Annotated in this window: 27 protein-coding genes and 1 other annotated feature; of the genes, 5 read left to right on the top strand and 22 right to left on the bottom strand. The window is 42.2% G+C overall.

The genetic code is table 11. From position 1 onward, the window contains the following. Positions 1 to 37: 37 nt before the first annotated feature. Positions 38 to 580: a TetR/AcrR family transcriptional regulator gene (locus tag JZO70_RS07630; RefSeq protein ID WP_207672956.1), complete on the bottom strand. Its 543-nt coding sequence runs from the start codon at positions 578 to 580 to the stop codon at positions 38 to 40. A gap of 134 nt (positions 581 to 714) precedes the next feature. On the opposite strand from JZO70_RS07630, the gene JZO70_RS07625 reads away from it, so the two are divergent. Continuing rightward, positions 715 to 1,737 carry a zinc-dependent alcohol dehydrogenase gene (locus JZO70_RS07625; RefSeq protein WP_207672955.1) on the top strand — a complete coding sequence of 341 codons (1,023 nt, stop codon included), beginning with the start codon at positions 715 to 717 and terminating at the stop codon, positions 1,735 to 1,737. 292 nt (positions 1,738 to 2,029) lie between these two features. On the opposite strand, the gene JZO70_RS07620 is transcribed toward JZO70_RS07625, so the two are convergent. Further along, positions 2,030 to 2,620, bottom strand: a complete 591-nt coding sequence (locus tag JZO70_RS07620) for a LysE family transporter (RefSeq protein WP_207672954.1) — start codon at positions 2,618 to 2,620, stop codon at positions 2,030 to 2,032. Beyond that, positions 2,610 to 2,765 (bottom strand): hypothetical protein, encoded by a 156-nt coding sequence (locus JZO70_RS07615; protein ID WP_207672953.1) that lies wholly within the window; start codon positions 2,763 to 2,765, stop codon positions 2,610 to 2,612. Before JZO70_RS07615 ends, JZO70_RS07620 begins: the two co-directional genes overlap by 11 nt. 146 nt (positions 2,766 to 2,911) lie before the next feature. Here JZO70_RS07615 and JZO70_RS07610 point away from each other — a divergent pair, with 146 nt between their 5' ends. After that, positions 2,912 to 3,781 (top strand): LysR family transcriptional regulator, encoded by an 870-nt coding sequence (locus tag JZO70_RS07610; RefSeq protein ID WP_207672952.1) that lies wholly within the window; start codon positions 2,912 to 2,914, stop codon positions 3,779 to 3,781. A 148-nt stretch (positions 3,782 to 3,929) separates the two neighbouring features. Here JZO70_RS07610 and xerS read toward each other — a convergent pair whose 3' ends face one another. Both xerS and metF read right to left on the bottom strand, forming a co-directional pair. Continuing rightward, positions 3,930 to 5,027, bottom strand: a complete 1,098-nt coding sequence (gene xerS / locus JZO70_RS07605; protein ID WP_207672951.1) for a tyrosine recombinase XerS — start codon at positions 5,025 to 5,027, stop codon at positions 3,930 to 3,932. Positions 5,028 to 5,854: 827 nt separating this feature from the next. Beyond that, positions 5,855 to 6,733 (bottom strand): methylenetetrahydrofolate reductase [NAD(P)H], encoded by an 879-nt coding sequence (metF, locus tag JZO70_RS07600; protein ID WP_207672950.1) that lies wholly within the window; start codon positions 6,731 to 6,733, stop codon positions 5,855 to 5,857. Positions 6,734 to 6,947: 214 nt separating this feature from the next. Then, positions 6,948 to 7,193 (top strand) — a binding site (T-box leader). Between the two features lie 70 nt (positions 7,194 to 7,263). Here metF and JZO70_RS07595 point away from each other — a divergent pair. Then, positions 7,264 to 8,202 (top strand): LysR family transcriptional regulator, encoded by a 939-nt coding sequence (locus JZO70_RS07595; RefSeq protein ID WP_207672949.1) that lies wholly within the window; start codon positions 7,264 to 7,266, stop codon positions 8,200 to 8,202. Next, positions 8,195 to 9,301: a PLP-dependent transferase gene (locus JZO70_RS07590; protein ID WP_207672948.1), complete on the top strand. Its 1,107-nt coding sequence runs from the start codon at positions 8,195 to 8,197 to the stop codon at positions 9,299 to 9,301. The genes JZO70_RS07595 and JZO70_RS07590 overlap by 8 nt, the downstream gene beginning before the upstream one ends. Positions 9,302 to 9,372: 71 nt before the next feature. On the opposite strand, the gene JZO70_RS07585 is transcribed toward JZO70_RS07590, so the two are convergent. The 17 genes from JZO70_RS07585 to JZO70_RS07505 form a co-directional block, all read right to left on the bottom strand. Beyond that, complete coding sequence (locus JZO70_RS07585) at positions 9,373 to 9,615, bottom strand: hypothetical protein (RefSeq protein ID WP_207672947.1); 243 nt, start codon at positions 9,613 to 9,615, stop codon at positions 9,373 to 9,375. A gap of 276 nt (positions 9,616 to 9,891) precedes the next feature. Next, positions 9,892 to 11,391 carry a xylulokinase gene (gene xylB / locus JZO70_RS07580; RefSeq protein WP_207672946.1) on the bottom strand — a complete coding sequence of 500 codons (1,500 nt, stop codon included), beginning with the start codon at positions 11,389 to 11,391 and terminating at the stop codon, positions 9,892 to 9,894. Positions 11,392 to 11,494: 103 nt separating this feature from the next. Then, the gene (gene xylB / locus JZO70_RS07575) at positions 11,495 to 12,964 is read right to left on the bottom strand and encodes a xylulokinase (RefSeq protein ID WP_207672945.1); all 1,470 of its coding nucleotides are present in this window, start codon (positions 12,962 to 12,964) and stop codon (positions 11,495 to 11,497) included. An 11-nt stretch (positions 12,965 to 12,975) separates the two neighbouring features. Beyond that, positions 12,976 to 13,938: an aldose epimerase family protein gene (locus JZO70_RS07570; RefSeq protein WP_207672944.1), complete on the bottom strand. Its 963-nt coding sequence runs from the start codon at positions 13,936 to 13,938 to the stop codon at positions 12,976 to 12,978. Positions 13,939 to 13,998: 60 nt separating this feature from the next. Continuing rightward, positions 13,999 to 14,514 (bottom strand): D-lyxose/D-mannose family sugar isomerase, encoded by a 516-nt coding sequence (locus JZO70_RS07565; RefSeq protein ID WP_207672943.1) that lies wholly within the window; start codon positions 14,512 to 14,514, stop codon positions 13,999 to 14,001. 18 nt (positions 14,515 to 14,532) lie between these two features. Continuing rightward, on the bottom strand, positions 14,533 to 15,630 hold the full coding sequence (locus tag JZO70_RS07560; RefSeq protein ID WP_207672942.1) for a PTS fructose transporter subunit IIC: 1,098 nt from the start codon (positions 15,628 to 15,630) through the stop codon (positions 14,533 to 14,535). A 75-nt stretch (positions 15,631 to 15,705) separates the two neighbouring features. Then, positions 15,706 to 16,014: a PTS fructose transporter subunit IIB gene (locus tag JZO70_RS07555; protein ID WP_207672941.1), complete on the bottom strand. Its 309-nt coding sequence runs from the start codon at positions 16,012 to 16,014 to the stop codon at positions 15,706 to 15,708. A 16-nt stretch (positions 16,015 to 16,030) separates the two neighbouring features. Then, entirely contained in the window at positions 16,031 to 16,897 is an 867-nt protein-coding gene (locus JZO70_RS07550) for a ketose-bisphosphate aldolase (RefSeq protein ID WP_207672940.1), read from the bottom strand. A 36-nt stretch (positions 16,898 to 16,933) separates the two neighbouring features. Beyond that, positions 16,934 to 17,395, bottom strand: a complete 462-nt coding sequence (locus tag JZO70_RS07545; protein WP_207672939.1) for a PTS sugar transporter subunit IIA — start codon at positions 17,393 to 17,395, stop codon at positions 16,934 to 16,936. Then, complete coding sequence (locus JZO70_RS07540; RefSeq protein ID WP_207672938.1) at positions 17,395 to 18,867, bottom strand: BglG family transcription antiterminator; 1,473 nt, start codon at positions 18,865 to 18,867, stop codon at positions 17,395 to 17,397. The genes JZO70_RS07545 and JZO70_RS07540 overlap by 1 nt, the downstream gene beginning before the upstream one ends. A 146-nt stretch (positions 18,868 to 19,013) precedes the next feature. After that, positions 19,014 to 19,664 carry an HAD family hydrolase gene (locus JZO70_RS07535; protein ID WP_207672937.1) on the bottom strand — a complete coding sequence of 217 codons (651 nt, stop codon included), beginning with the start codon at positions 19,662 to 19,664 and terminating at the stop codon, positions 19,014 to 19,016. Beyond that, entirely contained in the window at positions 19,657 to 20,556 is a 900-nt protein-coding gene (locus JZO70_RS07530; protein WP_207672936.1) for an aldose 1-epimerase family protein, read from the bottom strand. Before JZO70_RS07530 ends, JZO70_RS07535 begins: the two co-directional genes overlap by 8 nt. A 55-nt stretch (positions 20,557 to 20,611) precedes the next feature. Next, on the bottom strand, positions 20,612 to 21,619 hold the full coding sequence (lacD, locus tag JZO70_RS07525) for a tagatose-bisphosphate aldolase (RefSeq protein WP_207672935.1): 1,008 nt from the start codon (positions 21,617 to 21,619) through the stop codon (positions 20,612 to 20,614). Between the two features lie 3 nt (positions 21,620 to 21,622). Continuing rightward, entirely contained in the window at positions 21,623 to 22,666 is a 1,044-nt protein-coding gene (locus JZO70_RS07520; protein ID WP_207672934.1) for an alcohol dehydrogenase catalytic domain-containing protein, read from the bottom strand. Next, complete coding sequence (locus tag JZO70_RS07515) at positions 22,635 to 24,026, bottom strand: PTS galactitol transporter subunit IIC (RefSeq protein WP_207672933.1); 1,392 nt, start codon at positions 24,024 to 24,026, stop codon at positions 22,635 to 22,637. The genes JZO70_RS07520 and JZO70_RS07515 overlap by 32 nt, the downstream gene beginning before the upstream one ends. Before the next feature lie 18 nt (positions 24,027 to 24,044). After that, the gene (gene gatB, locus JZO70_RS07510; protein ID WP_207672932.1) at positions 24,045 to 24,323 is read right to left on the bottom strand and encodes a PTS galactitol transporter subunit IIB; all 279 of its coding nucleotides are present in this window, start codon (positions 24,321 to 24,323) and stop codon (positions 24,045 to 24,047) included. A 19-nt stretch (positions 24,324 to 24,342) separates the two neighbouring features. Beyond that, a complete protein-coding gene (locus tag JZO70_RS07505; protein ID WP_207672931.1) occupies positions 24,343 to 24,789 on the bottom strand; it encodes a PTS sugar transporter subunit IIA in 447 nt (148 codons plus the stop codon). 274 nt (positions 24,790 to 25,063) lie between these two features. Here JZO70_RS07505 and JZO70_RS07500 point away from each other — a divergent pair, with 274 nt between their 5' ends. Further along, on the top strand, positions 25,064 to 25,999 hold the full coding sequence (locus JZO70_RS07500) for a 1-phosphofructokinase family hexose kinase (protein ID WP_207672930.1): 936 nt from the start codon (positions 25,064 to 25,066) through the stop codon (positions 25,997 to 25,999). Positions 26,000 to 26,010: the final 11 nt, after the last annotated feature.

The raw sequence follows: 26,010 nt of genomic DNA, 5'->3' as shown, positions 1-26,010 counted from the left end.
GGAAAATTGTTGACAGCAGATGGCAGAATAAACTCCTTTAGTTTTCTATCATATTAAAAGATTTTAGCACAATTATTAATTCTCCAATTGGCTGACGACAATCATCCAACAACCAATTTCTCAATAAAAAAGTAAAACCCGCTTGAAAAAAAGTAATCTGTCCCTTCAAAATTTTGTCAGGGAATTCATGCAAGTTCTTTGATTGGAAAAGTTCAGTCATTTGTTCAAGCCCTTCATCAATTGGAAATGTCGTACGACTAGCATTGGTTAAACGATAGATGTGACGATTATCTTTGATAAATTGAAAAAATTCATAGAACGTTGTCTCAGAAAAAGGTTCATTGGTTTTAGATAGTTTAAAAGTAGTCAGTAATTCTTTATTTGTTTGAGCAAAAGTTTTTTCAGCCAAATCATAGGCATCAAGATAATGATAGTAAAAAGTGGAACGATTAATCTGAGCTAACTCGCAAAGTTCACTAACTGTAATCTTAGTGATGTCTTTCTCGCTTAATAGTTTTGTAATAAGCGATTGCAATAGTTGATGGGTTTCTTGAAATTGCTTGTTCTTCTTAGTGTTCATCATTCGCCTCATTCTTTCAACACTTGTTGGTAAATTGTTGGTTGTGACTAGTATAGCATTGATTTACTATGAGCTTAAGCAAGAGCTGTTGAACCAATGAAAATTGCAGCAAAGCAAAAAAAGGAGCGATTCATATGAAAGCAGCATTATATCAAGGAAAAAAGAATATTGAGTTAACCGAGTTACCTATGCCGGTACTAGGAAAAAATGATGTCGTGATTCAAAATATATTATCGGGTGTGTGTGGTTCAGATGTGGCAGTATATAATTATGGTTCTGGAACAGGTCACAAAATTTCAACTGGTTTGGAATTTGGTCATGAAATGGTAAGTCGGGTAGTAGCTGTGGGTGATGAGGTGAAGGAATTTAAAGTTGGGGATCGTGTTTACCCATATCCTTTACTGGCAAGAGGGGACACGAGCCGAGCTGGAAGCCTTGGTGGTTTTTCAGAATATATTTTAATTCCTAATGCAAAATTAAATCGTCAATTGTATTTTGTTCCAGATAAAATTTCCAATAAAATTGCGGCGATGATTGAACCGTTTACTGTTGGGACCAGAGCTGCAAAGCAAGCATTTCCAAAAGTCGGTGAAAATGCTATCGTTTATGGCGCTGGGACGATTGGGACAGCTGCTGCTGTGGCATTAAAATATCTTGGTATCAGCCAAGTATTGTTAGTGGATTATTCAGATTTTCGTTTGGAGATTGCTGATAAACTTGGTTTTGAAACAGTCAACCCTAGTAAAGAAAATGTGCAAAAAAAAGCTGTTTCCATTTTTGGCGAAGCGGAATATTCTCGCAACGGAAAAAATCCTAATGCGCAAATTTTTATTGATGCAGCTGGTCATTCAAGTATTTTAGAACAATTTTTTGATTATGGCCCTGTTGGTAGTCGATTTATCACGGTGGGTGTTAACAATAGCAAAGTTGAAATCGATATGCTGCAGCTAATTTTTAGCACGAAGTCAATTGGTGGTTCAGGTGGCTATCGACCAGAAGACGTAACGACTGTTTTTGAAATGATGCAAGATTCACGTTTTGATTTGAGTGTGATGGTTACACAAGAGTTTGATTGGAAAGATTTAGAAAAGGCAATTCAAACTGCCACGGATGTCAATCAAGCGCAAAAAGTTTTAATTGATTATCATATTGAGTGAAAAATTGTAGCAATCAGTTTATCCCTTAGCAAAAAAACTATTTCTCAGCAATTATCTGTGGAGAAATAGTTTTTTTCATTATCAAGATTAACCAAACGCTTTAATCGGAAGAATTAGATGTGTAAGGGGAAAATTAGAAATTGAAATTGTCCTATTTATGGGCGTTTCAGAGCACTTTATCCTAGATGATAAGTGCATAAAGCAGTTGTTTCTTTAAGAGTTTTTATCCTAAACAAAATACACATTCTACGTTCCAGCGTAATGCTATTGTTAATCTAATCAAAAGCTCTAATCACTGAATAATAAGGCTCCAAGCATTAAAAACTAAAAACAACGCCATCAAAATATTCGCAACGCGCCAGTACTGACTTAAAAACCTATTGAAAGCAGAACCTGCTACTGCCCAAACCATCATGGCACTGATACCAATTCCCGAAAGCAGTACAATAAAAGCTAAAATGACTGTTGGTGACTGGTAATACGGGATAACAAAGCTAGTAACAGCAGTAATGCCCCACAGAATGATTTTCACATTGACAAATTGAAGAAAAAAGCCTTTCCAAAAGGAGTGAGCAGCTAGATTATCGTTGGCTTCGGCAGGTTTACTGAAGGCGATGTGGTAAGCCAACCACATAATATAACCAGCTCCGATATATTTTAAATAATCCACTACGTTTGGCATTACCCGAATCAAGGTTGTGCTGAATAAACCGCATATAAAAATGACTGTCGCAAAACCGCAATAAACCCCCAACAATAGGTTTCTTCGTTGCCCCTGATTCTCAAGGCTCGCAGCATTTAGGGCTAGAATATTATTAGGTCCTGGTGATAATGCTGTAAAAATCGTGTAGGAAAGAAAAGACAACCAGATATTAATACTCATAATCTTCTCCCATCTTGCAATATCCATTGAAGTAGCTGATTACTCTTGGAAAATCCGCTTTTATTAAGTTCTTCAAGAAACTTCTTCTTCCAGCTGCATACGTCAATAAGACTGCTTGCGAGTGCTTGCTTCGTGGTAGTGCCAACAATAACCTTCTTCATTTAAAAAACTCCCTCTTGAGCAATCTCAGAAATGACTACTTGTTTTCCTCTTTTTTTGATTGTATGATGAATGGATAGATTAGTAAAATTAATCTTTTTCATCTAAAGATTAGGAAAGGTGATTTGTCAGATGGATCGATATGCTGTATTGCAAAAAATTCTTGAGCTGAACAGCTTCACAAAAGCCGCTGCTGTATTAGGCTATACTCAGTCAGCCGTCAGTCAAATGATTGCTTCATTGGAAGATGAACTGGACTTCAAACTGCTTTATCGTTCACGAACAGGTGTTAGGTTAACCGAGGAAGGTAAATCTCTGTATCCTTTTATCGAGCGAATGCTGCTGCAATATCGTGCTATGAAGGAGCGTGCCAACGAAATACGAGGGTTGGACACGGGAATCATCCGAATCGGTGCGATTTCAAGTATTACTGTCCACTGGCTGCCGCCGCTTATGAAAGAATTTCAGGACTTATACCCTAATATCCAATTCGTTCTTCATCAAGGTGATTACAGTTCTATTCATGAATGGATCAAAAATGGTTCGGTGGACTTTGGTTTTATCAATCCGGAGGCGGTTACTGGAATCGAGACAAGAAAAATTAAAGAAGGGGCCATGTCGGTTATTTTGCCCCGTGACCATCCAATGGCTGCTAATAAAAGAATTAAACTTGCTGATTTGGCAGATAGTCCCTTCATTTTGCTGGAGGAAGGTCATTACAGTGAGCCCTTGGAGGCTTTTAAATCCTGCAACACAAGACCAAATATCAAGTTCACTATTCATGATGATTATGCGATCATGACGATGGTGGAGGCTGGATTAGGTGTCAGTATCTTAGCAGACTTGGTGTTACAGCGTACGAATTACGATCTGGTTATGCGACCAACTGATCCGCCGATTTCCCGAACGGTGGCTATCGGTTACAAAGAGAAGATCAACTTGCCAATTGCCAGTAAAATCTTTATCGATTTCCTGTTTGAAAACAAGGATAAGTTAGATTGAGAATAAATTGAAGCATATAGCTGATTTGGAAATCTCAGTATGGTTTAGAGTACATTTTTCACCAAGGTCACGAAGTATTTTTACTTGTTCACCCTCAGCAAAAAAGATAAGCTAATGTGCTTGTTCGCACATCGCTTATCTTCTTTTTTTACAACGAATTCAACGCATCCGTCGTCTTATCGTTTTCAATATGCGTGTACAAGGTAGTTGTCGTTGTCGAGCTATGTCCCAGCTGCTGTGCAGTCAGTACCAGGTTGTTGGTTTGCTGGTAAAGTCTGGTTGCTAGAGTATGCCGCAGCTTATGGGGGGTGACGCGAACTTTGAAACTGGCGGAATATTTTTCTACCATTTTTTCGATGGCGGAGCCGGTGATGCGTTTGGCTTTGCCTTTGCTGATGGAAAGGAAGAAGGCCGGTTCGTATTTATCTGGATGGTAGCGTTCCTCACGAATGGCTTGATAGTTAGCCAGATATTCCATGGCAAAAGCGGCGATTCGGACGGAATCGGTTTTGTTTCCTTTGCGAATAACAGTAACACGATTTTGTTCAAAGTTGATTTCATTCACGTCGATGCTGACAACCTCAGATAAACGCAGGCCGGAAGCCAGCATCAAAGCGTTGATAGCTAAATCCCGTTCAGAATCCCGGCGGTAAAACTTCATGGCTTGAGGCGAAAGGGTTTCGGGATAGATATCGCGAATGTATTCCAAGTATTTCTCGGTTTCGTCGCCTAAGAACAGCTTGTCTTCAATCGTGTCCGCTCGAGACTGCAGGGTGCGGCGATCAGAGACGTTAGCAATTTCCCGCATGATGTCGTGAGTCAAGTAGGGCTTGTTTTGAATATTATTGGAGCTTTCCGCTAGATATTTGAACAGGACCTTTAAAGCTGTGATATTCCGCTGAATGGTTACTTTCGACAAGGTTTCGCTGGATAGCTTTTTTGACCCGTCTTGATTCAATTGGCGGGTGTTTTGTTTTTTGCGTCTCAATAGATAAGACTTGTACTGGGTAGCGGTCCGCAGCTGCAATTTATCTAAAGAGGAGGGTGCGATTACGTTCATTTCTTTTTCAGGCACATGATCGTGCTGGATCAACCATTGAAAGAATTGCTGATAATTTTTTAAATATTCCAAAATCGTGTTGGGGGAATATTCATCAGCAATTTTTATTTCAACGAACTCATGGATGAATGAGGGCATGTGCGCAAGAAGTTGATCAATTTTTTCGTTGGCTTTTTCTTTGGACATAAAAATCACCTTCCTGTATGTACCAATTTTTGAATAATAGGGGGAGAACCCCTTAACATAATAATAGAGGGTATAGACCGATTTGTCAACTAGTTTTTATTTTATTTTTCCAAAACGCCTAAACGGAGCGGAAAAGGAGAGGTGATAAGGGTTTTAAATGTTATTTTATGTTTCTGAAAAAACTTATCTTTTCAGAATGATGGGGATTTTGTTTACATAATACAATTATAGAAAGCCACGACTGGATAAATCAGCCAAGCAGCTGAACCAAAATCACCAAATGGATCAAAATCAGACCTTCAAAACACCTCAAAAAAATTCCTAACGCTTTTAGTTTTGTCGTTGATTCCTGCAGCAACTCGCCAGCCGGCCAGAGATCAACTGTACAAGTCCGGCGCATGAAGCACACAAAAAATCGAAAAAATGCTAAAAATTGTCACAAAAAGTGCAGCAACTGAACGGACATAGCTAAACCCGTGAAAACCCACAAATTTGACCATTTTTAACCTATATCCATTAATTGCGGCTGATCTATACAATTCATTATACCCATCTTTCCGAAAAACGTACATTTTTTAGAAAGATGAAACTGAGTTGATAGATCAAATAAGGTCTTCAGATGGTCTCTTGTTCTCACAAATCCCATCAGATTAAGGTTTCTAAGTAGTTAGACAATCTATTTGAGTTAACAAATGATCATAAGAATCTTCAGTAAAGTCAGAAAGTTTTGCGACTGGTTCGTTAGATTCTGCTAAACAAAAACATACGTTCCTATCAAGCACGCAAAAAACTCAGGAAGCAAAAATTTGTCCTCCTGAGTTTTTCTCTTATGATATTTCGACAGTTTCCTGTATCCCAAACAACGAATTGGTCGCGGTATAAATCCTTCGTGCAGTCTCAGCCTTGTTCATAGTATACAGATGAATTCCAGCGGCGCCTTGTGTAACCAGGTCAACAATCTGATCGATGGCATATGCTGTGCCGGCATCCTTAAGCGCTACCGGATTGTCGCCGTATTTGTCTAAAATTGCCAGGAATTTTCGCGGCAGTTGAATATCGGCGGTGCGAATGATTCGTTCGGCTTGGCGTTTGTTGATGACCGGCATGATCCCGGCTAAAATCGGTACATCAATCCCGGCCAACTGGCATTTTTCCTGAAATTGGTAAAATGACTCGTTGTCGAAAAACATTTGAGTCACCAGCTGATCTGCACCGGCTTGGATCTTCTCTCTCAAATGATGGATATCCGCCACCGTATTGTCCGATTCAGGATGGCCTTCCGGATAACAAGCTGCCGAAATCGAAAAGCGGTCATCCTGCCCCTTAATATAAGAAATCAGATCGCTGGCATACTGAAAATCGGTTCCTCTAGGCTTGTCTGGCAAAATATCCCCTCGCAAAGCCAGGATGTTCCGGATATTTTTCTGCCGCAGGACTTCAAGAATGTCATCCACCTCCCCTTTGTTCAAATACGCCGCGGTTAAATGAACAATGCTGGGAACTTGGTGCTGCTGCTGAATATGCTGAGCAATTTTGACGGTGCTGTCGGTGAGTGACAGCTGCTGATTGCTGCAGGTAACGCTGATAAATTCCGGTGCCAAGTCCTCCATCTGGCTCAGCGAATGGTATAAACTGTCGATGGACGATTTTGACGTGGGGGGAAAGACTTCAAAGGACAAGGTTGCGCCGTTATTGTTGGGAATCATTTAGCTGGACCTCCCCTTTTTGATTGTTGGCTAGTTTCTGCATGTATTTTTCCTCCTGAAATGTTTATAAATTGAACTTTATCATGCATCTGAGTGATTGACTAACTGTAAATTTTTATAACCAGTTGCAACGAATCCCTATAACCTAGATGATAATATAATGAGAAAATTTGTTGACAGATGAGAAAAAGTTAGCTATAGTAAACAACAATAATAAGATGCGTCGAAAAGAAGAGTACAAATAGCAACCCATTTAACAGAGAGCTCCGGTTGGTGAAAAGGAGTAATGGCAAACGTTTGGAAAATGGTCTTTGAGCATTCAGCGGTGAGTGATGGATGAGCTGCTGACGGAGGTGCCCGATATCGCAACGCAGTATCAGCGAACGCTCGTACTGGCTAAGGCTATAGCTGTGAAGCTGTAGCAAACAAAGGTGGTAACACGAATTCATTCGTCCTTTTTCTTGTAATGAGAAAAAGGACTTTTTTTGTGCTCAGAAAACTATCTGAACAAAATAAGGAGGCGCATAGCGATGCGAATTCAACAACTGGAGTATTTAGAAAAAATTGCCGAAATCGGCTCAATTAACGAAGCAGCAAAATGTTTGTATTTGTCCCAACCCACCCTGTCCAATGCCATCAAGGAGTTGGAAAACGAAATGGGCATCCGCATTCTCCACCGCAGCAAGCTGGGGGTTTCCTTGACAGAAGAAGGTCGGGAATTTTTGACCTATGCCAAGCAAGTGACCGATCAGGTGGATTTGCTGGAGAAGCGCTACAAAAATGCTAATAAGCGCGACTCCCGCTTGTCGATCTCATCCCAGCATTACGCCTTTGCGGTGCACGCTTTTGTGGAATTTATCGAAGCCTACCAGGATGACAGCTATCAATTTACTTTAAGAGAAACCGAGACGCAAAATATTTTAGAGGATGTGGCCAGCTTTCGCAGCGAGATTGGGATTTTGTATTTGAACGATTTCAATCGCAAGGTGCTGGAAAAACTGTTTGCCGAGAAAAATTTGGTCTTTTCTACCCTCTTTTTCGCAGCACCTCATATTTTTATCAGTAAGGACAATCCGCTAGCAGCAAAAGTTGAGGTCACCCTGGAGGATTTGGCGGACCTGCCCTATCTGTCCTTTGAACAAGGCAACAGCAACTCCTTTTATTTCTCGGAAGAAATTTTGAGCACGCGTCCCTACAAGAAGCACATCAAAGTCAGCGACCGGGCGACGATTTTCAATTTGATGGTGGGCTTGAACGGCTACACCTTCAGCACCGGTATCATCAGCAGCGAGCTGAACGATGACAGTATCGTGGCGATTCCGCTGGATATTCCCGACCGGATGGAAATCGGCTGGATCAAGTATCAGCGCAGCTATCTGTCACCGCTGGGAGAACATTATTTGAACACATTGAAAAAGCACATCCGCGATTACGGATTTGCACCTATTGAGGAGGAAGCACATGTCTAGAACTAACTGGCAAGAAGCAACTTATTTAGCCCAAATCGGCAATCACTCTGAAGAACACACCGGCGCGGTGAATCCGCCGATCTATCTTTCTACTACTTACGCGCACCCTGAGTTGGGGCAAAGTACCGGCTTTGATTACACCCGCACGGCCAATCCAACGAGGCAAATTGTTCAGGATGCTGTGGCGCGTTCGGAAAATGGCCGCTTTGGCTTTGCTACTAGTTCTGGCATGAGCGCGATTCAATTGGTGTTCGAGCTGTTTCCTTGCGGCAGCCGCTTTTTAGTTTCCCGCGATCTTTATGGCGGCAGCTATCGTTATTTCAATGCATTGTCCCAGCAAGGCAAGTACCACTTTGATTATTTTGACACCTTGGAGGATTTAGCTGAAAAAATTAATCCTGAAATTGCCGCAGTTTTCCTGGAAACACCTACGAATCCCTTGATGACGGAGGTGGATATTTTGGAGGTGCGGGTGTTAACGAAAGCCTGCGACGCTTTGTTAATTGTCGATAACACCTTTTATACGCCGATCTTGCAAAAGCCGTTGGACTTAGGCGCGGATATTGTGGTTCATTCAGCGACTAAATTTTTGGGCGGTCATAACGATCTGCTGGCGGGAGCAGTAATTACCAATTCCGAGAAACTTGGCGAAAAGTTAGCATACAGCTTGAATACTACCGGTGCCGTTTTAGCACCTTTTGACTGTTGGCTGTTAATCCGCGGATTGAAGACCTTGAAACTGCGGGTTCTGCAGCAGCAGGATAATACTCGGGAGCTGGCGGCATATCTAGAAAGCGAGCCGGGAATTAAAGAAGTTTTTTATCCTGGTCGGGGCAGTATGATCAGTATAAAACTGCACTCAGCGGATCAGGTGCCTGTCGTTCTGTCTGCGCTGGAGTTGTTCACCTTTGCGGAAAGCTTAGGCAGTGTGGAAAGTTTGGTAACCTACCCCACTACGCAAACCCATGCAGAAATTCCGCAAGAGCTGCGGGAATCCTACGGACTGACGGATAATTTGCTGCGGCTGTCGATTGGGATTGAGGATGCTGATGATTTAATTACGGATTTGCGTCAGGCGTTGGAAAAAGCTACGCAATAGAAAAAAACATCCTGGCGAATTGAACTTTTCGCTGGGATGTTTCAAAATAAGTTGAACTGATATAATGGCAATTACAATTTGTTGCTGTACTTTTTGGCTAAATAAATGTTTGCGCAGCCGTATGCAACCCCACCGGCAATTACGACAGGTCCAAGTGTGCTGTGGGCTAACCCATCCACATTAAAACTTGCTAAGGCAACAGCCATGGAAGCGACTGCTGAAATTTTCGCTTGCTTACAACGAACTTTAGTGGCAGCTTGCGCCAATTTGTCCTCAGCTGCAGCATACTCCATTCCGTGTTCTACATGTTCCATTTCGTTTTCCTCCCTATCTCTTCCTATATAAAGAGTGTAGCATGTTCACTTAGTCTCTCACCTCGGTCTAGAGACGCAATTTCTTCTCAGACTATTTGAAAGAAGCAGAAAACTGCTACCAAAATGATTTTACCACAAAATTTTCATTGAGAGTAATCAGATTTTCAGAATATTGTTTTCAAAAGTGTGCCAGCGGAGGTTTTGTTTACATAATTTAATTATGAGCTATACGGATTGATAGTAACAAAAAAGCTGAGAAAAATTCTCTCAGCAAGTTTAACGCATCAACCCACGCAGTCCTTCATAGATGGCCAAGTAATTTCGATAGCCCGCTTGGTATACCTCAGCTAGTTCAGCATTCGGCAAATGACTTCGGCCATAAGTCACAGTTTTGTTCACCGCCTCTTCAAAATCTCGATAAATGCCAGTACCTACCCCAGCCAATAAAGCTGCGCCCAACGTAGTAGTCGTGTCGGTGTTCACAACGCGCATCTCTTTACCTGTCACATCACTCTTTATTTGCGTCCACAAATGACTATTCGCCGCACCACCCATCGCCCGCAGTAACGTAACCTTTGCACCCGCTGCTTCAGCGATGTCCAAATTATGCTTCAAGGAATAAGCAACACCTTCTAAGCTCGCTCGGATCAGATGACCTTTGGTTTTACTGAAATCAAGACCATAATAAACTCCTTTGGCCTGCGGGTTCCAAATCGGGGATCGCTCGCCAGCCATATAAGGCAGAAAAATCACGCCGTCTGAACCAGGATTCACTTTTTCCGCCAGCAAACACAGCTCTTCAAAGCTGCTGGTCTGGTTTTCGGCAGCCAGCTGGCGTTCCTGATAACCGAGATGTTTTTCCAGCCAATTCAATACACCGCCACCACCAACCGTTCCCCCTTGCAGCAGCCATTTTCCAGAAACTACATGCATACTGAGAATCAAGCGAGGATCGGCTTTGTAACTATCCAAGCAAATACTCATCCCGCCAGCCTGTCCACCCTGCTCCTGCGTTTCGCCATCGTGGATCGCTCCGGTTCCCAAAGCTCCGCACGCGGAATCCAATCCACCTGCTACCACTGGAATTCCTTCGGCCAAACCACATTGCTGCGCCGCTTCTTTCGTCACCATCCCAACAACCTCGTGGCAAGCATACATTTCCGGCAGCATATTCATATCCAGTCCAACTTCATCGCAAACCGTCTGATCAAAAGTCCCTTGATGCATATCAAAGCACTGATACCCGTAACCTTGGGATACATCCTGGGAGATCACACCAGTCAGCTGATAGACAATGTAACTATTGGATTGCAGGATTTTGTCGATTTTTTGATACATCTCTGGTAAATGTTTTTTGTACCATAAGATTTTCGGCAAGGTGTAGGCTGGCTGCAAGGGATTTCCGCTTAATTCAAACAACGCTTCCTCACCGATGATTTGATCAAGCTCCTGGCAAATGTCATTTGCTCGGGTATCCATCCAAATCGGCGTATTGCCTAAAACTTTCCCTTCAGCAGATAGTGGAATAGCTGACCAGCTTTGACCAGCCACACCAATCCCGGCAATCTGATTAGGATCAAGCTGCGTCTGCTGCATCAACTGCTTTGTTGCTTTACAAACTGCTCGCCACCAGTCTTCTGGATTTTGTTCAACCCAGCCTTCGTGGGGATAAAATATCGGGTAGCTTTCACTGGCTTGTGCCACCACCTGACCGTCAAGCTCAAACAAGGCTGCCTTACAGGATGAGGTCCCGATGTCGATTCCTAGTAGATACATAGTTTTTCCGTCCTTATCAATAATGTTACTAATAGATTAGCATGTTCAGCAGCTCATATAAATAGCCAGCCCACTAATATTTCAATGCGCTGGCTTTACGTTGTTATTGTTCCTTAGCAGAATCACTTAATCGTTTAAACCGATTATACGCTGCCTGATACTCAGCAAAATGTTTATAATTTGGTTTGTAAATCGTCTTTACCTGGTTAGCCTTTTGCCAGTTCTTTAAAATCTCAGTATCGTTTCTTCCAGCCACACCACAAAGAAGTGCGCCGTAAGCTGGACCTTCGTCAAAGCTCAGCACTTCCAGCTCCGTTTGGAAGACATCAGCAAACAGTTGCAACCAAAACGGATTCTTAACTACGCCGCCGGTTATACGAAAGCGTTCGACTAAATGACTTTGACCAATTCCCATATTCTCGTATACATTCCTTAGTGAAAATGTGATTCCTTCCATCACTGCTCGAATCAGGTCGTTACGCTTGTGATGTGCCCGCAAACCTAGCAAAGCTCCGTTCAATGTCGGATCGAAATAAGGACTCCGCTCGCCGAAGAGATAGGGTAAAAAGGTTAGACCTTGGCTACCGATGGGGCTGTTCTCAGCCGCTTGAGTAAATGAAGCAAAACTATCATCAGGGGCTAAAATGTTTTTGAACCAATCTAACGAATAACCGGCCGAAAGCGTTACTCCCATCTTGTAATGGACGTCTTTAATCACTGAGTAAAAATAGTGATATTTCCCTAAAGCTTCTAATGTTTTCTCATTCTCGTAAACGAGAACGACGCCTGAGGTTCCCACTGAAATCAGCCCTTGTGTTTGCGGATCAGTAATTGTTCCAAAAGCGCCACAAGCATTGTCAGCGCCGCCCATCACCAATTCAACTTTTCCACTGAGTTCAAAGTGCTGTCTTAAATCAGTTGTCATCTCTCCTATAATTTCAGTCGATGGTTTAACTTCTGGACATTGATCGGCCCGAATTCCAAATTTTTCTAACAAGACTTGGTCCCAGCACTGCTTTTCGCTATCCAGGAAGATCGTTCCAGATGCATCTGACGGATCAGTGAAGACTTTTCCAGTCAAATAATAAACCAAATAATCCTTAGGAAGCATGAATTTCCAGACTTGTTTCCAGATTTCCGGTTGGTGCTTTTGTACCCACAATATTTTTGGCAGAGTAAAGCCTTCCAGCGGAATATTTTTTTCTACTATTAATAAGTGTTCCCCAACGGACTCTCTTAGCTCTTGTACTTCTTCCGTTGTTCTTCCATCATTCCATAAAATGGCAGGACGCAAGACTTTTCCTGTTTGATCGATCAATACCAGCGAATGCATTTGGCCGGAAAAGCCCAGGGTTAAATCAGCGGTTTTTATTTCTGGAAATTGATCGGTCAGTTCGGCTAATGCTTGATCAAAGGCCTGCAGCCAATCGGCCGGATTCTCCTCACTGAAATTAGCTTGAGGTGAATGAATTGAAAAGGCACTGCTGGTACTTCCCAATAATTCACCATTTTCATTGCCTAAAATAATTTTTAAAGAGCTAGTCCCTAAATCTACACCTAAAAAATACTTCATCAGTTGTCCTCCTAGTCTATTTCATAAATGGTACAAGCCTCATAATCCGTTACTAAATAATCAGCATCTGTGTGTACATAATTAGGTCGACGCTGCATTTCAAAAGTAACCCCGCCATATTTTTCCACCATAAAACCATTCTCCAGTTTTACTTTATCAGAGAGTTTATTCAGCGTATAGAGGATACAAGCTTCTTGATCTGAATAAATAGTTAATTTGTTTTCTCGTTGAGGATCGGTCAATTGAATTTTGGCTATTTTTTCAGCTGCTTCAGTAAAACAATAAGCCAAATCGATCCCATCTGCACAAATTTTTGATAACGAGGTATTCAGATTTAAAGCTGCTTGGATTTCTTTTTCCCGGGAAAAATCAAAGGGAGCATATTCAGGTGTGTCCATCGCAGAATAATGTTTAGTAGGTACAAACTGTTCATCAATCAACTGGATAGTCGCCGGTGCTGTTTGCAGGAGATGCTGTTCAACTGTTGTTTCTGTTCCTAAATTGAAGTAGCTGTGATTAGTTAAGTTGCAGATAGTTGGTTTATTGGCCTGCCCCTTCATATACATATAAAAATTATTGTCGACTAATCTATAAGCCAGCACTATCTTCATCGGTTCATAGGGAGAACCTAAGTCTTCATAAGTTAATTGATAACTGTCTTCAGTTACTTGTTCAACCTGCCACTGAACTTGGTGGAATCCATTCTTTCCCCCATGTAAATGGACGTTTCCTTCGTTCCTATCCAGCTCGATTTTTTGACCTCTAACATTTTTATAAAAAGGTGGAAATGTTCGACCTGCGTTTCGCCCAATTGTTGCGCCGAAAAAGTACGGGTTAGCTTGGTAATCTGATTTATTTTCGTAAGCCAGTACATAGTTTTGCCCGGTTTTCTTGTTAATCATTTTGGTAATAATCCCGCCATAATCTAAAAACTCAATCAACACTTGGTCATTTTCGATTTGATAAGATTCCATCGGCTGCTCCTTTCAAAAATAGACTAGGAACATGGGAGCTCCTAGTCTAAGAAATACGTGCTATTCAGTCACCCGTTTAATATTGGGATTCGTAAAGATATCGCTGGCATCATCACTAGGAGAAGAAAACTCTGAAATAACTGCGCCTTCTTCACCAGCTTGAAACCAATGCTTGATATTTGGTTCAATCGTGTATTGCTGCCCAGGATCTAGCATAATTTCATGCCTTACGGTGTAAAAGTCTTCCTGACCTTCAGGAATTTTGCTATGAATAGCAGCTTCGGCTTCACCTTCGACATATAAGTACACTTTTCCCTGACGACAACGGAAGGTTTCGCGCTTGCCTTCTTCGCCATTACGAGGTGGATGGCGATGTTCGGGACAGGTCTGTCCTGGAAGCAGCACCATTTCTTTAGCACAATAACGGTCATTATTTTCATAAACAATTAAGTTTAAACCTTCTGTTTCAAGTCGATTTAAGCTAAAATCCGCAAAATCAATTGACGCTAACTCTTCATCTGTAAAAACAATGCCTGAATCTAAAAAGCGTTGTTTTACTTCTTCTTGATAATTCATTCTGTCTGCCTCTTTCCACTATGAAATTGTCAAATCATCCCAAGAAATATCGTCTTCTTCTTTTTCTTCCATAATCACTTCTGCGTTGGGATCTACTCGTTTTTTCAAAACCAAGATTGTAATCGCAGTGGCTAGAGAGCCAATTGCCAAGGCAGCCACAAATGCCCAAGGGTTTGTCATAGTTGGAATTGCAAACATACCAGAAGCGGGAATATGACTGTCCGCTCCCCATAGCATGCTCAATCCGCCGCCGATTGCTCCACCAACACCAGTGGCAATTACATTACGGACCAAATCATTTAAAACAATTGGGAAACAGCCTTCGGTAATTTGGCAAATCCCCATTGGGAAAGCCGTTTTCAACGTTTCGATTTCTTGACGATTAAAAATATTTTTGTTGATCACTTTGCCGATAAAATAAGCCATTGTTAAACCAAACGGAGTAACCATTGATGCCAAAATCAACACAGTGATCGGTTCGTAAATGCCCTCCGAGAATAAAGCAAAGACAAAGGCGAAAACAACTTTATTAATAGCTCCACCGTAATCAATGGAAGCTAGAATCCCAATAATTGCTCCATAAACAAATAGTGACGAGGTATTCAAGTTACCTAAGTAACCAGTAATCAAATCGGTGAACCAGGTAATCGGTGTTCCGACTACATAATACATCACCATCCCAGCAATAAAAGCACTTAGAAATGGTATAACGAGGGTTGGCATTAAACCTTCCATCCATTTTGGTACCTTGATGACCATCATTAAGATCACGACAATGTAACCGGAAATGTAGCCGCTAACGACACCACCAAGAAAACCAGTGCCGATTCCGTGAGCAACAAACCCTACAATTAAACCGGGTGCAATACCTGGCTTGTCAGCAATCGAATAAGCAATTGCCGTTGAGACGATCATTGGCAGAAAGCCCAAACCATAACCGCCCATCGTAGTCATTGTGTCGGCAAAACTGAAGCCGGCTCTAAAATCTTCGATGCTTGCGCCGCCCATCATATTCCCAATTGCCAGCAAGAAACCTGAAGCAACAATAATTGGCAAGAAAAACGAAATCGCTGTCATTAAATGTTTTTTGAAACCAATCGCTTTGATCTTTTCCATGATATTCCTCCTGTTTTAACTTCTTGATTCGGCTGCTGTCTTTTATGACAAAGCAGCCGGATCAAGAAATAGTTTTTACGCTTTCACTTCTTCTAACTTTTCGACTAACTTATTAGGGGACTTGACGACTAAACCAGTTGGAACTTCAACGATTTTTTTATTTTTGAACCGCTCACGACCATTCACTTTGATATCAGCTGCGATAATAACCACATCCGCTTCATCAATGTCTTTTTGCGTCAATGCATCCTGGGTGCCAGCTAATCCTTGGGTTTCGATATGAATTTCGTGTCCACGATTGGTGCTGGCTTGCATCAATTTTTCTCTCGCAATGTACGTATGAGCGATCCCGGCTGTACATGCAGCAATTCCTACGATTTTCATCCTAATTCCGCCTTTCTTAGTAGTATTTCACTTTGTCATCCGATTTAAACAGTTTGATTTTGTCTAATGCTACTTTCTTCGTTTGTTCCATACAAGCAGGGAACAACACGTTTGGTTCTCTAGCTTCAGTATTGCCAGCATTTAAAACGTTTCGTAATTCATTGGCGAACACAATTTTGATATCACTAGAAATATTGATTTTGTTGACGCCCATTGTAACGGCTTTGCTGATTTCATCGTCTGGATTACTTGAACCGCCATGTAGTACCAATGGGATATCAGTTAAGGCTTCGATTTCTTCTAAAATGTCTAAGCGCAATTTTGGATCAACATCTTTCGGATAAATTCCGTGAGCTGTACCGATGGCTACTGCTAAACTGTCCACTCCTGTTTGATCAATAAAATCTTGTGCGACTTTAGGATCTGTGTAGACGATTTCGCTGACGCCGCCTTCGACAGTATTGCCCGTATCACCGATAGTTCCTAGTTCTGCTTCCACCGAGACGCCCGCGGCATGAGCTGCTTCCACAACTTTTTTAGAGATTGCCACGTTTTCCTCGAATGATAGATGTGAGGCATCAATCATGACAGAAGTGAAGCCGATACTGATTGCATGCATCACTTGTTCAAAGCTGGCACCATGATCTAAATGAATACATACTGGGATTTTTGTGTGGTTGGCTAAATAAGCTACTTGTGCAACAAAACTGTCGGTTAAAAAGCTCAACTCATCGGGATGGATGGCAATCATAACGGGTGACTGAGCTTCTTCACAAGCTTCCATTACAGCATTAACCAATTGTCCTGATCCGGCATTAAAGGCTGGTACAGCAAATCCTTGTTCCTTTGCGACGCTTAAAATTTCTTTTCCTGATACTAACATATACGTTTTCGCTCCTCTTTTATGGTTTTCTTCTTGTTAAGAATGGATAACTAATTGAAATAATTCATCAACAGTCTGGACGTTCTTTATTTGTTCAATAAACTGATCGTTGGCTAACAAAATAGCAATTTTTTGCAGCAACAATACGTGAGTGGTGTTTGCATCGGAATCTTTGACCGCAAACATTATAACTACCTTTACCCCCTTATCATCTAAAGTTTCCCACTCTATTTCATTTTTTAACGTCGCAATTGCGACTGTTGTTTCCTTAACCGCTTGTGATTTCCCGTGGGGGATAGCAATGCCTTGACCGATTCCGGTCTCCCCTTCTTCTTCACGCAGATAGACATCCGCTAAAAAAGTATCGGCATCTTCCACGTAGCCTTTGGCACACAGTAGCTGGGCCAGTTCACTGAGGATTTGATCTTTGTTGGAAGCTGCTGAATCGATCACCATCAGCTCTTCATGAATGACTTTTTCTAATTCGATGTTTTCCATTATTCAAGCTCCTTTAGGGTTAAATTGATATGTTGAATATCTTTTTCGGTTAACAATGGACTGATTGTTAAAACGGGAATGGTTCCAAGATCAAAAGGCATTCGCAGCGTTGAAAAAATTAGATCAACATTTTCTTTAATGAAGGTCTGATTGTTCTTCATTTGCCGCTGGCTCATCGTTGCTACTACATTTAGATTTGGGAAATTACTTTCAACTCGCGTTTTCAACAACTCCGAGGTTCCAATTCCGGTTGAGCAAACCAAGAGAATATTTTTCGTCTCGCGCCGATTAATTTTGTATTTCTCGAAGTACAAGGTTAAGTATCCGATTTCGGCATCATTGATTTTAGTATCAAACATCAGCTCATTATTAATAGTCTCGGTGATTTTTGTCAGTTTGCTAAATGTCCCTTCGTACTCCAAAACCACTTCATCCAACAGATTGTTTTCTATTTTGATACCCATTCTTAAACGACTAAGCATCGGTAGTAAATGTTGATAAAGATCCTGATACAAAGATCGACTAGCTGGCAATAGAGTCACATCAGAAATCGAGAAAAAGTTGGTGATATAGTGCTTGGCTATTTCTTCAGCCAGCTTTTTATCGATATTGCTGCTTTCTCGTTTTTGGATGTTAATGGAATAAATATTTTGGAAGGCGAAGTAGACTTCCAATTCGCTCATTTTGATCCCTAGATAATCTTCTAAATTCTTTATGATTGTCTGAGCTGTCTTGGTAATTTTACGATTCGCTAGCATCAGCTGCTCTTCATCTTTTTCCAACGGTTCTTGGCTGGACAGGTATTTTACTTCACCTTCACGGTAACGTTTGATAATCATATAGATATGAGTGTATACCGTGAGATCGTAAGGGTAACTCAGGTATTCGTTTAAGCTTTCTTCAATGACAGTGATTTGTTTGTCGATGAAGAATTTGTCGATCTGGTTAATTTTTACCCCGATTTCGTTGAGACTGTTGATTTTGTTAATCTCCAGAAAAATATCATTGATGGCTCGGCGAATATTAATTTCTTCGCCTTCCAACCAGATGTATTCCCAATCATAGTGCAATCGAATGTGGTACTGATTCAGATTATCCTGCATTTTCTTTAGCCGTCGTTCAATTGAACTTTCACTTAAGTACTCTTCATCAAAGACCGTACGTTTGACCTTTTTCGGATGTTTGAAGAGAAAAGATAAAATCAGATCATTCAGATTATTCTCTTCGGTAAAATCCATCAACGTATGAATATCTTGATTTCTAAAGTGTTGGTTCAGCTTAAAGCCTTTTCCAGGTTCCGACACGATTAAGGGGTTTTCGTGACTTTCCATAGAAATATTGTTAATACGTTTTACAATGCGGTAAATAGTTTTGGTTGAAACAAATAAGCGATTAGCTAAATATTTACTCGAGATAAAATCTGAGTAGTTTAAAAGGTTGATTAGTAGATTTTCGTTTGAACTAAATATCATTTTCCCCCACCTCTTGATTTATATTTTACCGGGACAGGAGATGAATGCGCTTCAACTACTGTCCACAGTATGCGGACAAGCATTTACTTTAATAGAAAAAAGATAGGAAAGCAATGAGCACTTTCCTATCCTTCATCCAAATTCTTCTATTGTAAAGTTGCTTGAAATTCACTAATCTGTTTAAACAACCGATAATCACACTCCCGCCCGAACTCTTCCGGCGGTTTCACCTCCGGTATAAAAATCGCTTGAAAGCCGCCGTGATTAGCTGCAATGATCCCGGCTTGGGCATCCTCGATCACGTAAGCTTTTTCAGGAGAAACGTTTAATTGTTGAGCAGCTTTCAAAAATAGTTCTGGGTGCGGCTTAGCCTCTTTGACTTGCGAGCCAAAGGTCAGAGAGTCAAAGTGCTGGATAAGATCTGATTGTTCCAATAAAGGAACGGCAATGGATTCCTTGGCTGAGGTTGCCACTGCTATCTTCAGACCCTGCTCCTTAACAAAACTCAGCAAGTCAAAAACACCCTCTTTCACCTCTACTGGATGGGTGCGATAGTAAGTGGCAAATGCCGATTCTCGCTGCTGGATAATTTCCGCCGCAAGCTGGGGCTGATGATAGGTCTCGGTTAAAAAAAGTTGAATATCTGGCAGACTTCGACCGAGTATTTGTTGGTAGATCTCCTCAGTAAAGGTTAAGCCCGCCGAATCGAAAGCTTCAGCAAAGGCCTGCTTGGAAACTTTTTCGGTATTGATCAAGACGCCATCCATATCGAAAATTACTGCTTCCATCTTATTCATCGCGTACTCCATTAATGAAGGTAGTCGTATACTCGGTAGCAAATTGTCCCTGTGGCTCCAACTGATTGACTCCCAATTTTTCCGATAATTGTCCGCTGGCATCAAAGATATCGGCCACGCCGTTCCAAGGTTCTAGACAGACAAATGGCGCATCGGCTGGATAAGTCGACCAAATGCCTAAATAAGGCAGTGTTTGGTAATCCATGATAATGGCTTTATCGGTTCTGTCCGATTTTAAGACGATTTGAGTTTTTCCCGGGGTTTCAAATACCAGCACGCCATCCTTAAATAATTCCCGAGTTAAAGGAAAGCTAGATTGAGCTGCCTTCTCTGCTTGATCGGTTTGCAGTAATACTTCCCCCGTCACCGGAATAAAGGTCCGACTCGTTTCCGGCAGCAGCTCCAAGCGATAATCCTCAAAAGTGGTCTCATCATCCAAAGGAACCTTAAACCCTGGGTGCGCTCCGACAGAAAACAGCATCTCTTTCTCATCTGATAAATTAGTCACCACGTAACGAGTCAACAGCTGGTTGTTCTGCAAGCTGTACTCAACTTCCAAACGAAACTTGAAGGGATATTTCCGCAAGGTTTCCTGGGAGTAATCCAGTACTAAACGAATTTTGGCAGCCTGCTGCTCTACCACGTAAAAGTCCATATCTCGAGCAAAGCCGTGCTGAGTCATGTCGTAGCGTTGTCCTTTATAATAGTAGGAATCATTTTTCAGCTTGCCGACAATTGGGAATAAAATTGGGGCGTGTCGGCTCCAATAGGCGGGATCAGACTGCCATAAAAATTCGGTGTTGTCAGATTTAGCTTGAATACTGGTCAGCTCGGCACCCTTTGCCAAAATTTTCACCTGGAGTTCGTCATTTTCGATCATATAGTGAGTCATTTGTTTTCCTTCCTTTCTAAAAAAAGAAGGTAGAGAAGATCTACCTTCTTAGCTATTATGAAAAACGAGCTACTTTTTGCGGTCCTTGAATTTTATCCTGCCAAGTAGAGGCGGTTTCCTTCAATACGGCATTTAGTTCGTCGATATTTTTACGTCCTTCAGTTCGCAACCATTCCCGCGCCGCTTCTTCGCCTTGGGTGATAAACGGTTCTACGCCATTAGCCCAGGTAGCTCGGCCACACAACACACCGTTGAAGGTTGAACCGGCTTCTTTGGCAAAGCGTAAAGTTTCTTGGAATAGTTCTGCGCTTACTCCGGCACTTAAGAAGATGAATGGCAAATCGGTGGCTGCGCTTTGTTCCGCGAATAATTGCGCCGCTTCGTCTTTCGTGTAAACTACTTCATCGCCAAAGCCTTCGACAAACTTCATGTTCACGGGTACTTCTACTTTCAACACGTCCACGTTGTAGCGAGGGTCAGAGAATTCCTTCATCATATCATTGACTTTGTGAGGCTTCACTTTCGCGTACTCTTTCGAAGCTGCATCGCTGATGTTGGCGTCATAAGAAACTAATTCCAAGAAGAAAGGAATCTCTTCAGTGACACATTCAGAACCGATGCGTTCCATATAAGCTTTCTTTTGGTCGTTGATTTCGTCTGCTTCGTCTACATCATAATATAGTAGGAACTTGCAGGCATCGGCGCCGGCTTCCTTCAAGCGTTTCACCGACCATACATTTAATGAATCCGGCAAACGTCCTGGAGTTGAGGCATCGTAGCCAGTTTTTTCGTAGGCCAGCAGCAAGCCAGCACTTTCGGCACGAGCATCGGCTGCGGGCAAACCATATTCTGGGTCCAATAAGATGGAGGTAGCATAAGGTGTCAGCTCTTCAGAAACGATTTTTTTGAAGTCGATAATATCTTGATCAACTGCCTCCTCCTTGTGTTTGGCGATCATTTTTTTCAACGCGCCCCGTTGATCAATGGCTAAGGCCCCGATCACGCCGTCTGCATTACTAGTATTTTTTAAAGCTGCGTACTGTTTGTCAGTGATAGTTTTCATCAATTAATTCTCCTCATTAATGGCATATAGTAATTTGATCGCGGTAGAGTTTGGCTCCACCATTTTGTCAAAAGGTGCGTCCAAATCTTCCAGCTTGTACAGTCCAGTAATCAGCGGCTTGACATCCACCTGTCCGGTTGACATGTAACGCAGGCCAGTTTCCCACTCGTAGCCAGGGAAAGGTGCTGAATAGGACATCCAAGAGCCGGTAACTTCCAGTTCGCCTCGTAGAATTTTTTCAAAGGTTTCTGGATCAAGCACTACATCTTTGGTGCTGGTGCCTACATAAACAACTTTTCCTCGTTTAGCGACAAACTCAATCGCTTGTTTTTGAGTAATCGAGCTGCCGGCGGTTTCGATCACGGCTTCCGGCAACGGATTGTTTTGATAGTAGTCTGCCAACGTTTGCTTTGCTGGATTGACGACTTCATCAGCGCCAATTGTTTTTGCTACTTCTAGTTTTTTGTCATTTAGGTCCACCACGGTAATTTTGCCAACACCGATCGCTCGTAGAGACAAGACTGTCAATAAGCCAATCGTGCCGGCTCCTAAAACTAAGACATCCGCCCCAGCCGAAATGTTGATCCGCTCGATTCCATGGATCGCCACCGTTAATGGCTCTACCATTGCGGCTTCCTTCAAGGATAGGGTGTCTGGAACCTTGACGCAATTTTTTTCCGGAACGGCTACATATTCCGCCATCGCTCCTTGTTCACGAGAGCCGATGAAGCTGTAGCTGGTACACATCGCCGGTTCACCTTTTTGGCAATTTTCGCATTTGCCGCAAGGAACCAAGGGCGCAACAGCAACTTTATCCCCGACTTGAATGTTAGAGACGTTTTCGCCGACTTCTTCCACAACGCCGGAAAATTCATGTCCCAGCACCTGGGGGAAGGAATGAACGCCGCCATCAAAGTAGCGAGGCAAGTCCGATCCACAAATACCGCAATAGGCAACTCTAATTAAAACTTTTTCTGCTGCGACGGTTGGTTTTTCAATTTCCTGCAGCTCCAGTTTATGCTTCTTGGTTACGACTAATGCCTTCACCTAATTCATCCCCTTCAAGTTCTTCCGTTTCTACATATAAGGTGTTGCGTTTGTATTTAATAAAGGTGTAAACAAAAGCTGCAATATACAAGGCTAGGATGATGAAGAAGCCCATGCCCATTTCAAAGGTCAAGCCGTTTGCCAACAAGTAAGTGATCGGGCTGCCGGCTTGGTCCAGTGAAGAAACCCGTTCGCCTGCGCCAACTAAACCAACGTTTTGCCCTAGCATAGTTTGCAGAGTAATCATTTGGTTGGAAATCCAGATGGTGATAAACATAATCACAGAACCGGAAATCAACGTGCGGAACAGATTGCCTTTGTGCACCCCAACGGCCATTGCGATGAAGAAGCCGATAGTTGCCAAGTCACCAAATGGCAATACTTGGTTACCAGGAACAATTACTGCGATCAAAATAGTTAATGGAACAAAGATCAAGCTGGCCGCAATTACTTGTGCGTCCCCTAAAAGCAAGGCTGGGTCCAAACCGATGCGCAGTTCGCTGCCTTTAAAGTGTTTGTCTAATAAATTGCGAGCAGCTTCGGAAATCGGGATCAAGCCTTCCATAATCAGCTTAACTACCATTGGCATTAAGACCATAACAGCTGCCATTTGAATCGCTAGTTGTAAAGAATCTCCAATTTCGTAGCCGGCTAACAGACCAATCACTAAGCCTAAGAATGCCCCCACGATGGTTGGTTGACCTAAGACTCCTAGACGTTGCTCAATTTTGTCTGAGGTGATGTTGATTTTGTTCACGCCAGGAATCTTTTCAATTAAATCATCAATCGGTGAAGCGAAAATCCCCATGTAAGCCGAAGAGCCGTGAGGAATTGAAATACCTTCCAAACCAAAATACTCATCAGTTACTGAACCAAACATATCTCCCAGCTTGTAAGCCAGAATGGCATGTACCACGACACCTAAAATACCCATATAAAAACTGCCAGTTGCAGTTTGTACAATTGCGCCAGTAAAGGCCATGTGCCAAATGTTCCAAATATCCACGTTGACGACTCGCGTCATTTTCAATACCAGCATCACGATGTTCACCCCGATTGCCACTGGAATTGCGATTAGACCAAGGTCAGATGCCCAAGCCATTGGTGAAGTACCGGGCCAGCCAAGATCAACTACGTTCAGACCTAAGTTAAAGTTCTCGGCCATTGCTTCAGCTGCGGCCCCTAAGTTCTCCGTCAGCAGGCTGATGACCAAGTTAATCCCAACAAAACCAATCCCAATAGTAATCCCCGCTCTTAGCGACTTGCCGATGCCTTGCCCTAAAACCAAACCTAAAATTAAAATCACGATTGGCAGCATTACGCTAGCGCCCAGATCAACAATATATTGAATAACTCCCATGATTAATTCCCTCCAAGACTATTTTTTTAGTACATCCAAGATTTTTTCTTCGGTGGCGGCGATATTCACGCCGGAAATGAAGGCTACCCCGTGAATGACCGGTACGCCGTAATCCTTTTTGACTTTGGCAGTGGTTACAATTAAATCCACATTATCTTTTTTCGATTCCAATTCATTCACTCGACACTGAGTTACTTCCACTGGAATACCCTCTTTTTTAGCCAGCTCACGAATCTTATTCGCTGCTACTGTTGAAGTTGCTACGGCTCCGCCACATGCTACAATTACTTTTTTCATCTTTTATCTTTCCCTTCTTTTATAAGAACGCCTGTACTGTTGTCATTATTTCTTCTTCATTGTTAGCTGCCACCAGCTGATCAACGAAGCCTTCTTTTTGAATGGACTCGATTAAATTTTGCAAAACCGTCAAATGCTTCTTGCCATCCTTGACTGCCAGCATCACAACAACCTTTACGCTGATGGTGTCTTCATCGTCACCGCCCATTTCGTTAAACGTGATCGGATCAGTTAAAGTAACAAACACTAGCTGATCTGAATTGACTAGGGAGCCATCAGTATGGGGAATTGCTACGCCATGAGGAACTGGTAGTCCCGTGGGAAATTCAGCCTCCCGATCTTTTAATGCCTGAGCGAACCCTTCATTTACGATATCCTTTGTCATTAAATCGGCAGTTAAGCGATCAAATAAGTCCTCTTTGTCTTTAGCCGTGTAATGACAATACAAGAAATCCTTCGTAATCATTTTCTTCCTCCTTAGATTGTTTGCGACAGTTTGCAATTTGTTTGCTTATTTTTGATAACAACTGGTTTATCGGCCGATAAGTCTGTTTCTGTTGTAATCGTTATCACCATAATAGCACAATATTTTGCTTTTGCAATACTTTTGTTTGCATTTATTGGCAAAAATCTTTTTATTCTCCAATAAAGCCAATTAAATCCGCTTTGATAGCTAGTTTACATTGCTTTAAATTGGCAAAGGTGCTACTATTGACAAAAAAGAGAAGGAGTTGCAAACTATGATTCATTTAATTTGTCCCAACCCCGCAATTGACCGCACACTTTTGATCGACGGTTTTATAGAAGGAAAACCTAATCGTCCCTATGAAGTCAGGGAATTTGCTGGCGGAAAAAGCTTTAACGTCGCCTATGCAATGGCTTTTGAAGCACCAACGGTTGATTTTTGTGTCCATACCATCGCCGGCGGTCGGAACGGAGCGCTTTTGGAAGAGTTGGCAAATGCCAACAAAACTACCTTGAAGTTAACTGAAGTGGCTACTAATACCCGTGTGTGCAACATTATCATGGATACTCAGAATAATTTGACCTTTCCTATTTACGAAAACAGCTTTGATTTGAACCAGGAATTATTAGCAGATTTTACCCAGCAGCTTAAAGCAGCCATTGCCCCTGGGGATTATGTGGTCTTCAGCGGGTCTTTGATGAAAGGCATGCCTGCAGATTACATCGCCAAGTTGGTAGAAGAGTTTCGCAACGAAGAAGTGAAGGTGTTCGTGGATACCAGCGGCGAGGCCTTGGTTCATGCATTTGAAGCCAGACCATATGCGATTAAGATTAATGACGAAGAAATTTTGGATCTTTTTCCAGATGTTGAACTGGAGTGTGTGGAATCTTATGGGGAGCTGCTGAAGTCGGAGGCGGTTGCCGACATTCCCGTTTTCATTATTACTTTAGGTGCGAAAGGCATCATTGCCAAAATAAATGAGGACATCGTCTATGTAAAGGCACAAAAAGTCGCCGCCAAAAATCCGATTGCCTGTGGCGATTTCTTTTTAGGCGGTTTAGTGAAGTATATTGCGTTGCAAAGTGATCCAGTGACCACACTAAAAAAGGCTATCAGTTATTCCACGGCCAATGTGCTAAGCTGGTTTCCTGAATTGAAGCAAAGTGACATCGACGAGATTTACGCTTCCCTGGAAGTGAAAATTTATTAGACCTCAAAAAA

This window comes from Candidatus Enterococcus moelleringii (assembly GCF_017377575.1).
GTDB classification, from domain to species: Bacteria; Bacillota; Bacilli; order Lactobacillales; family Enterococcaceae; genus Enterococcus_A; species Enterococcus_A moelleringii.
The sequence above is the reverse complement of the archived record's forward strand: the minus strand, read 5'-3'. Positions and strand labels throughout refer to the sequence as shown.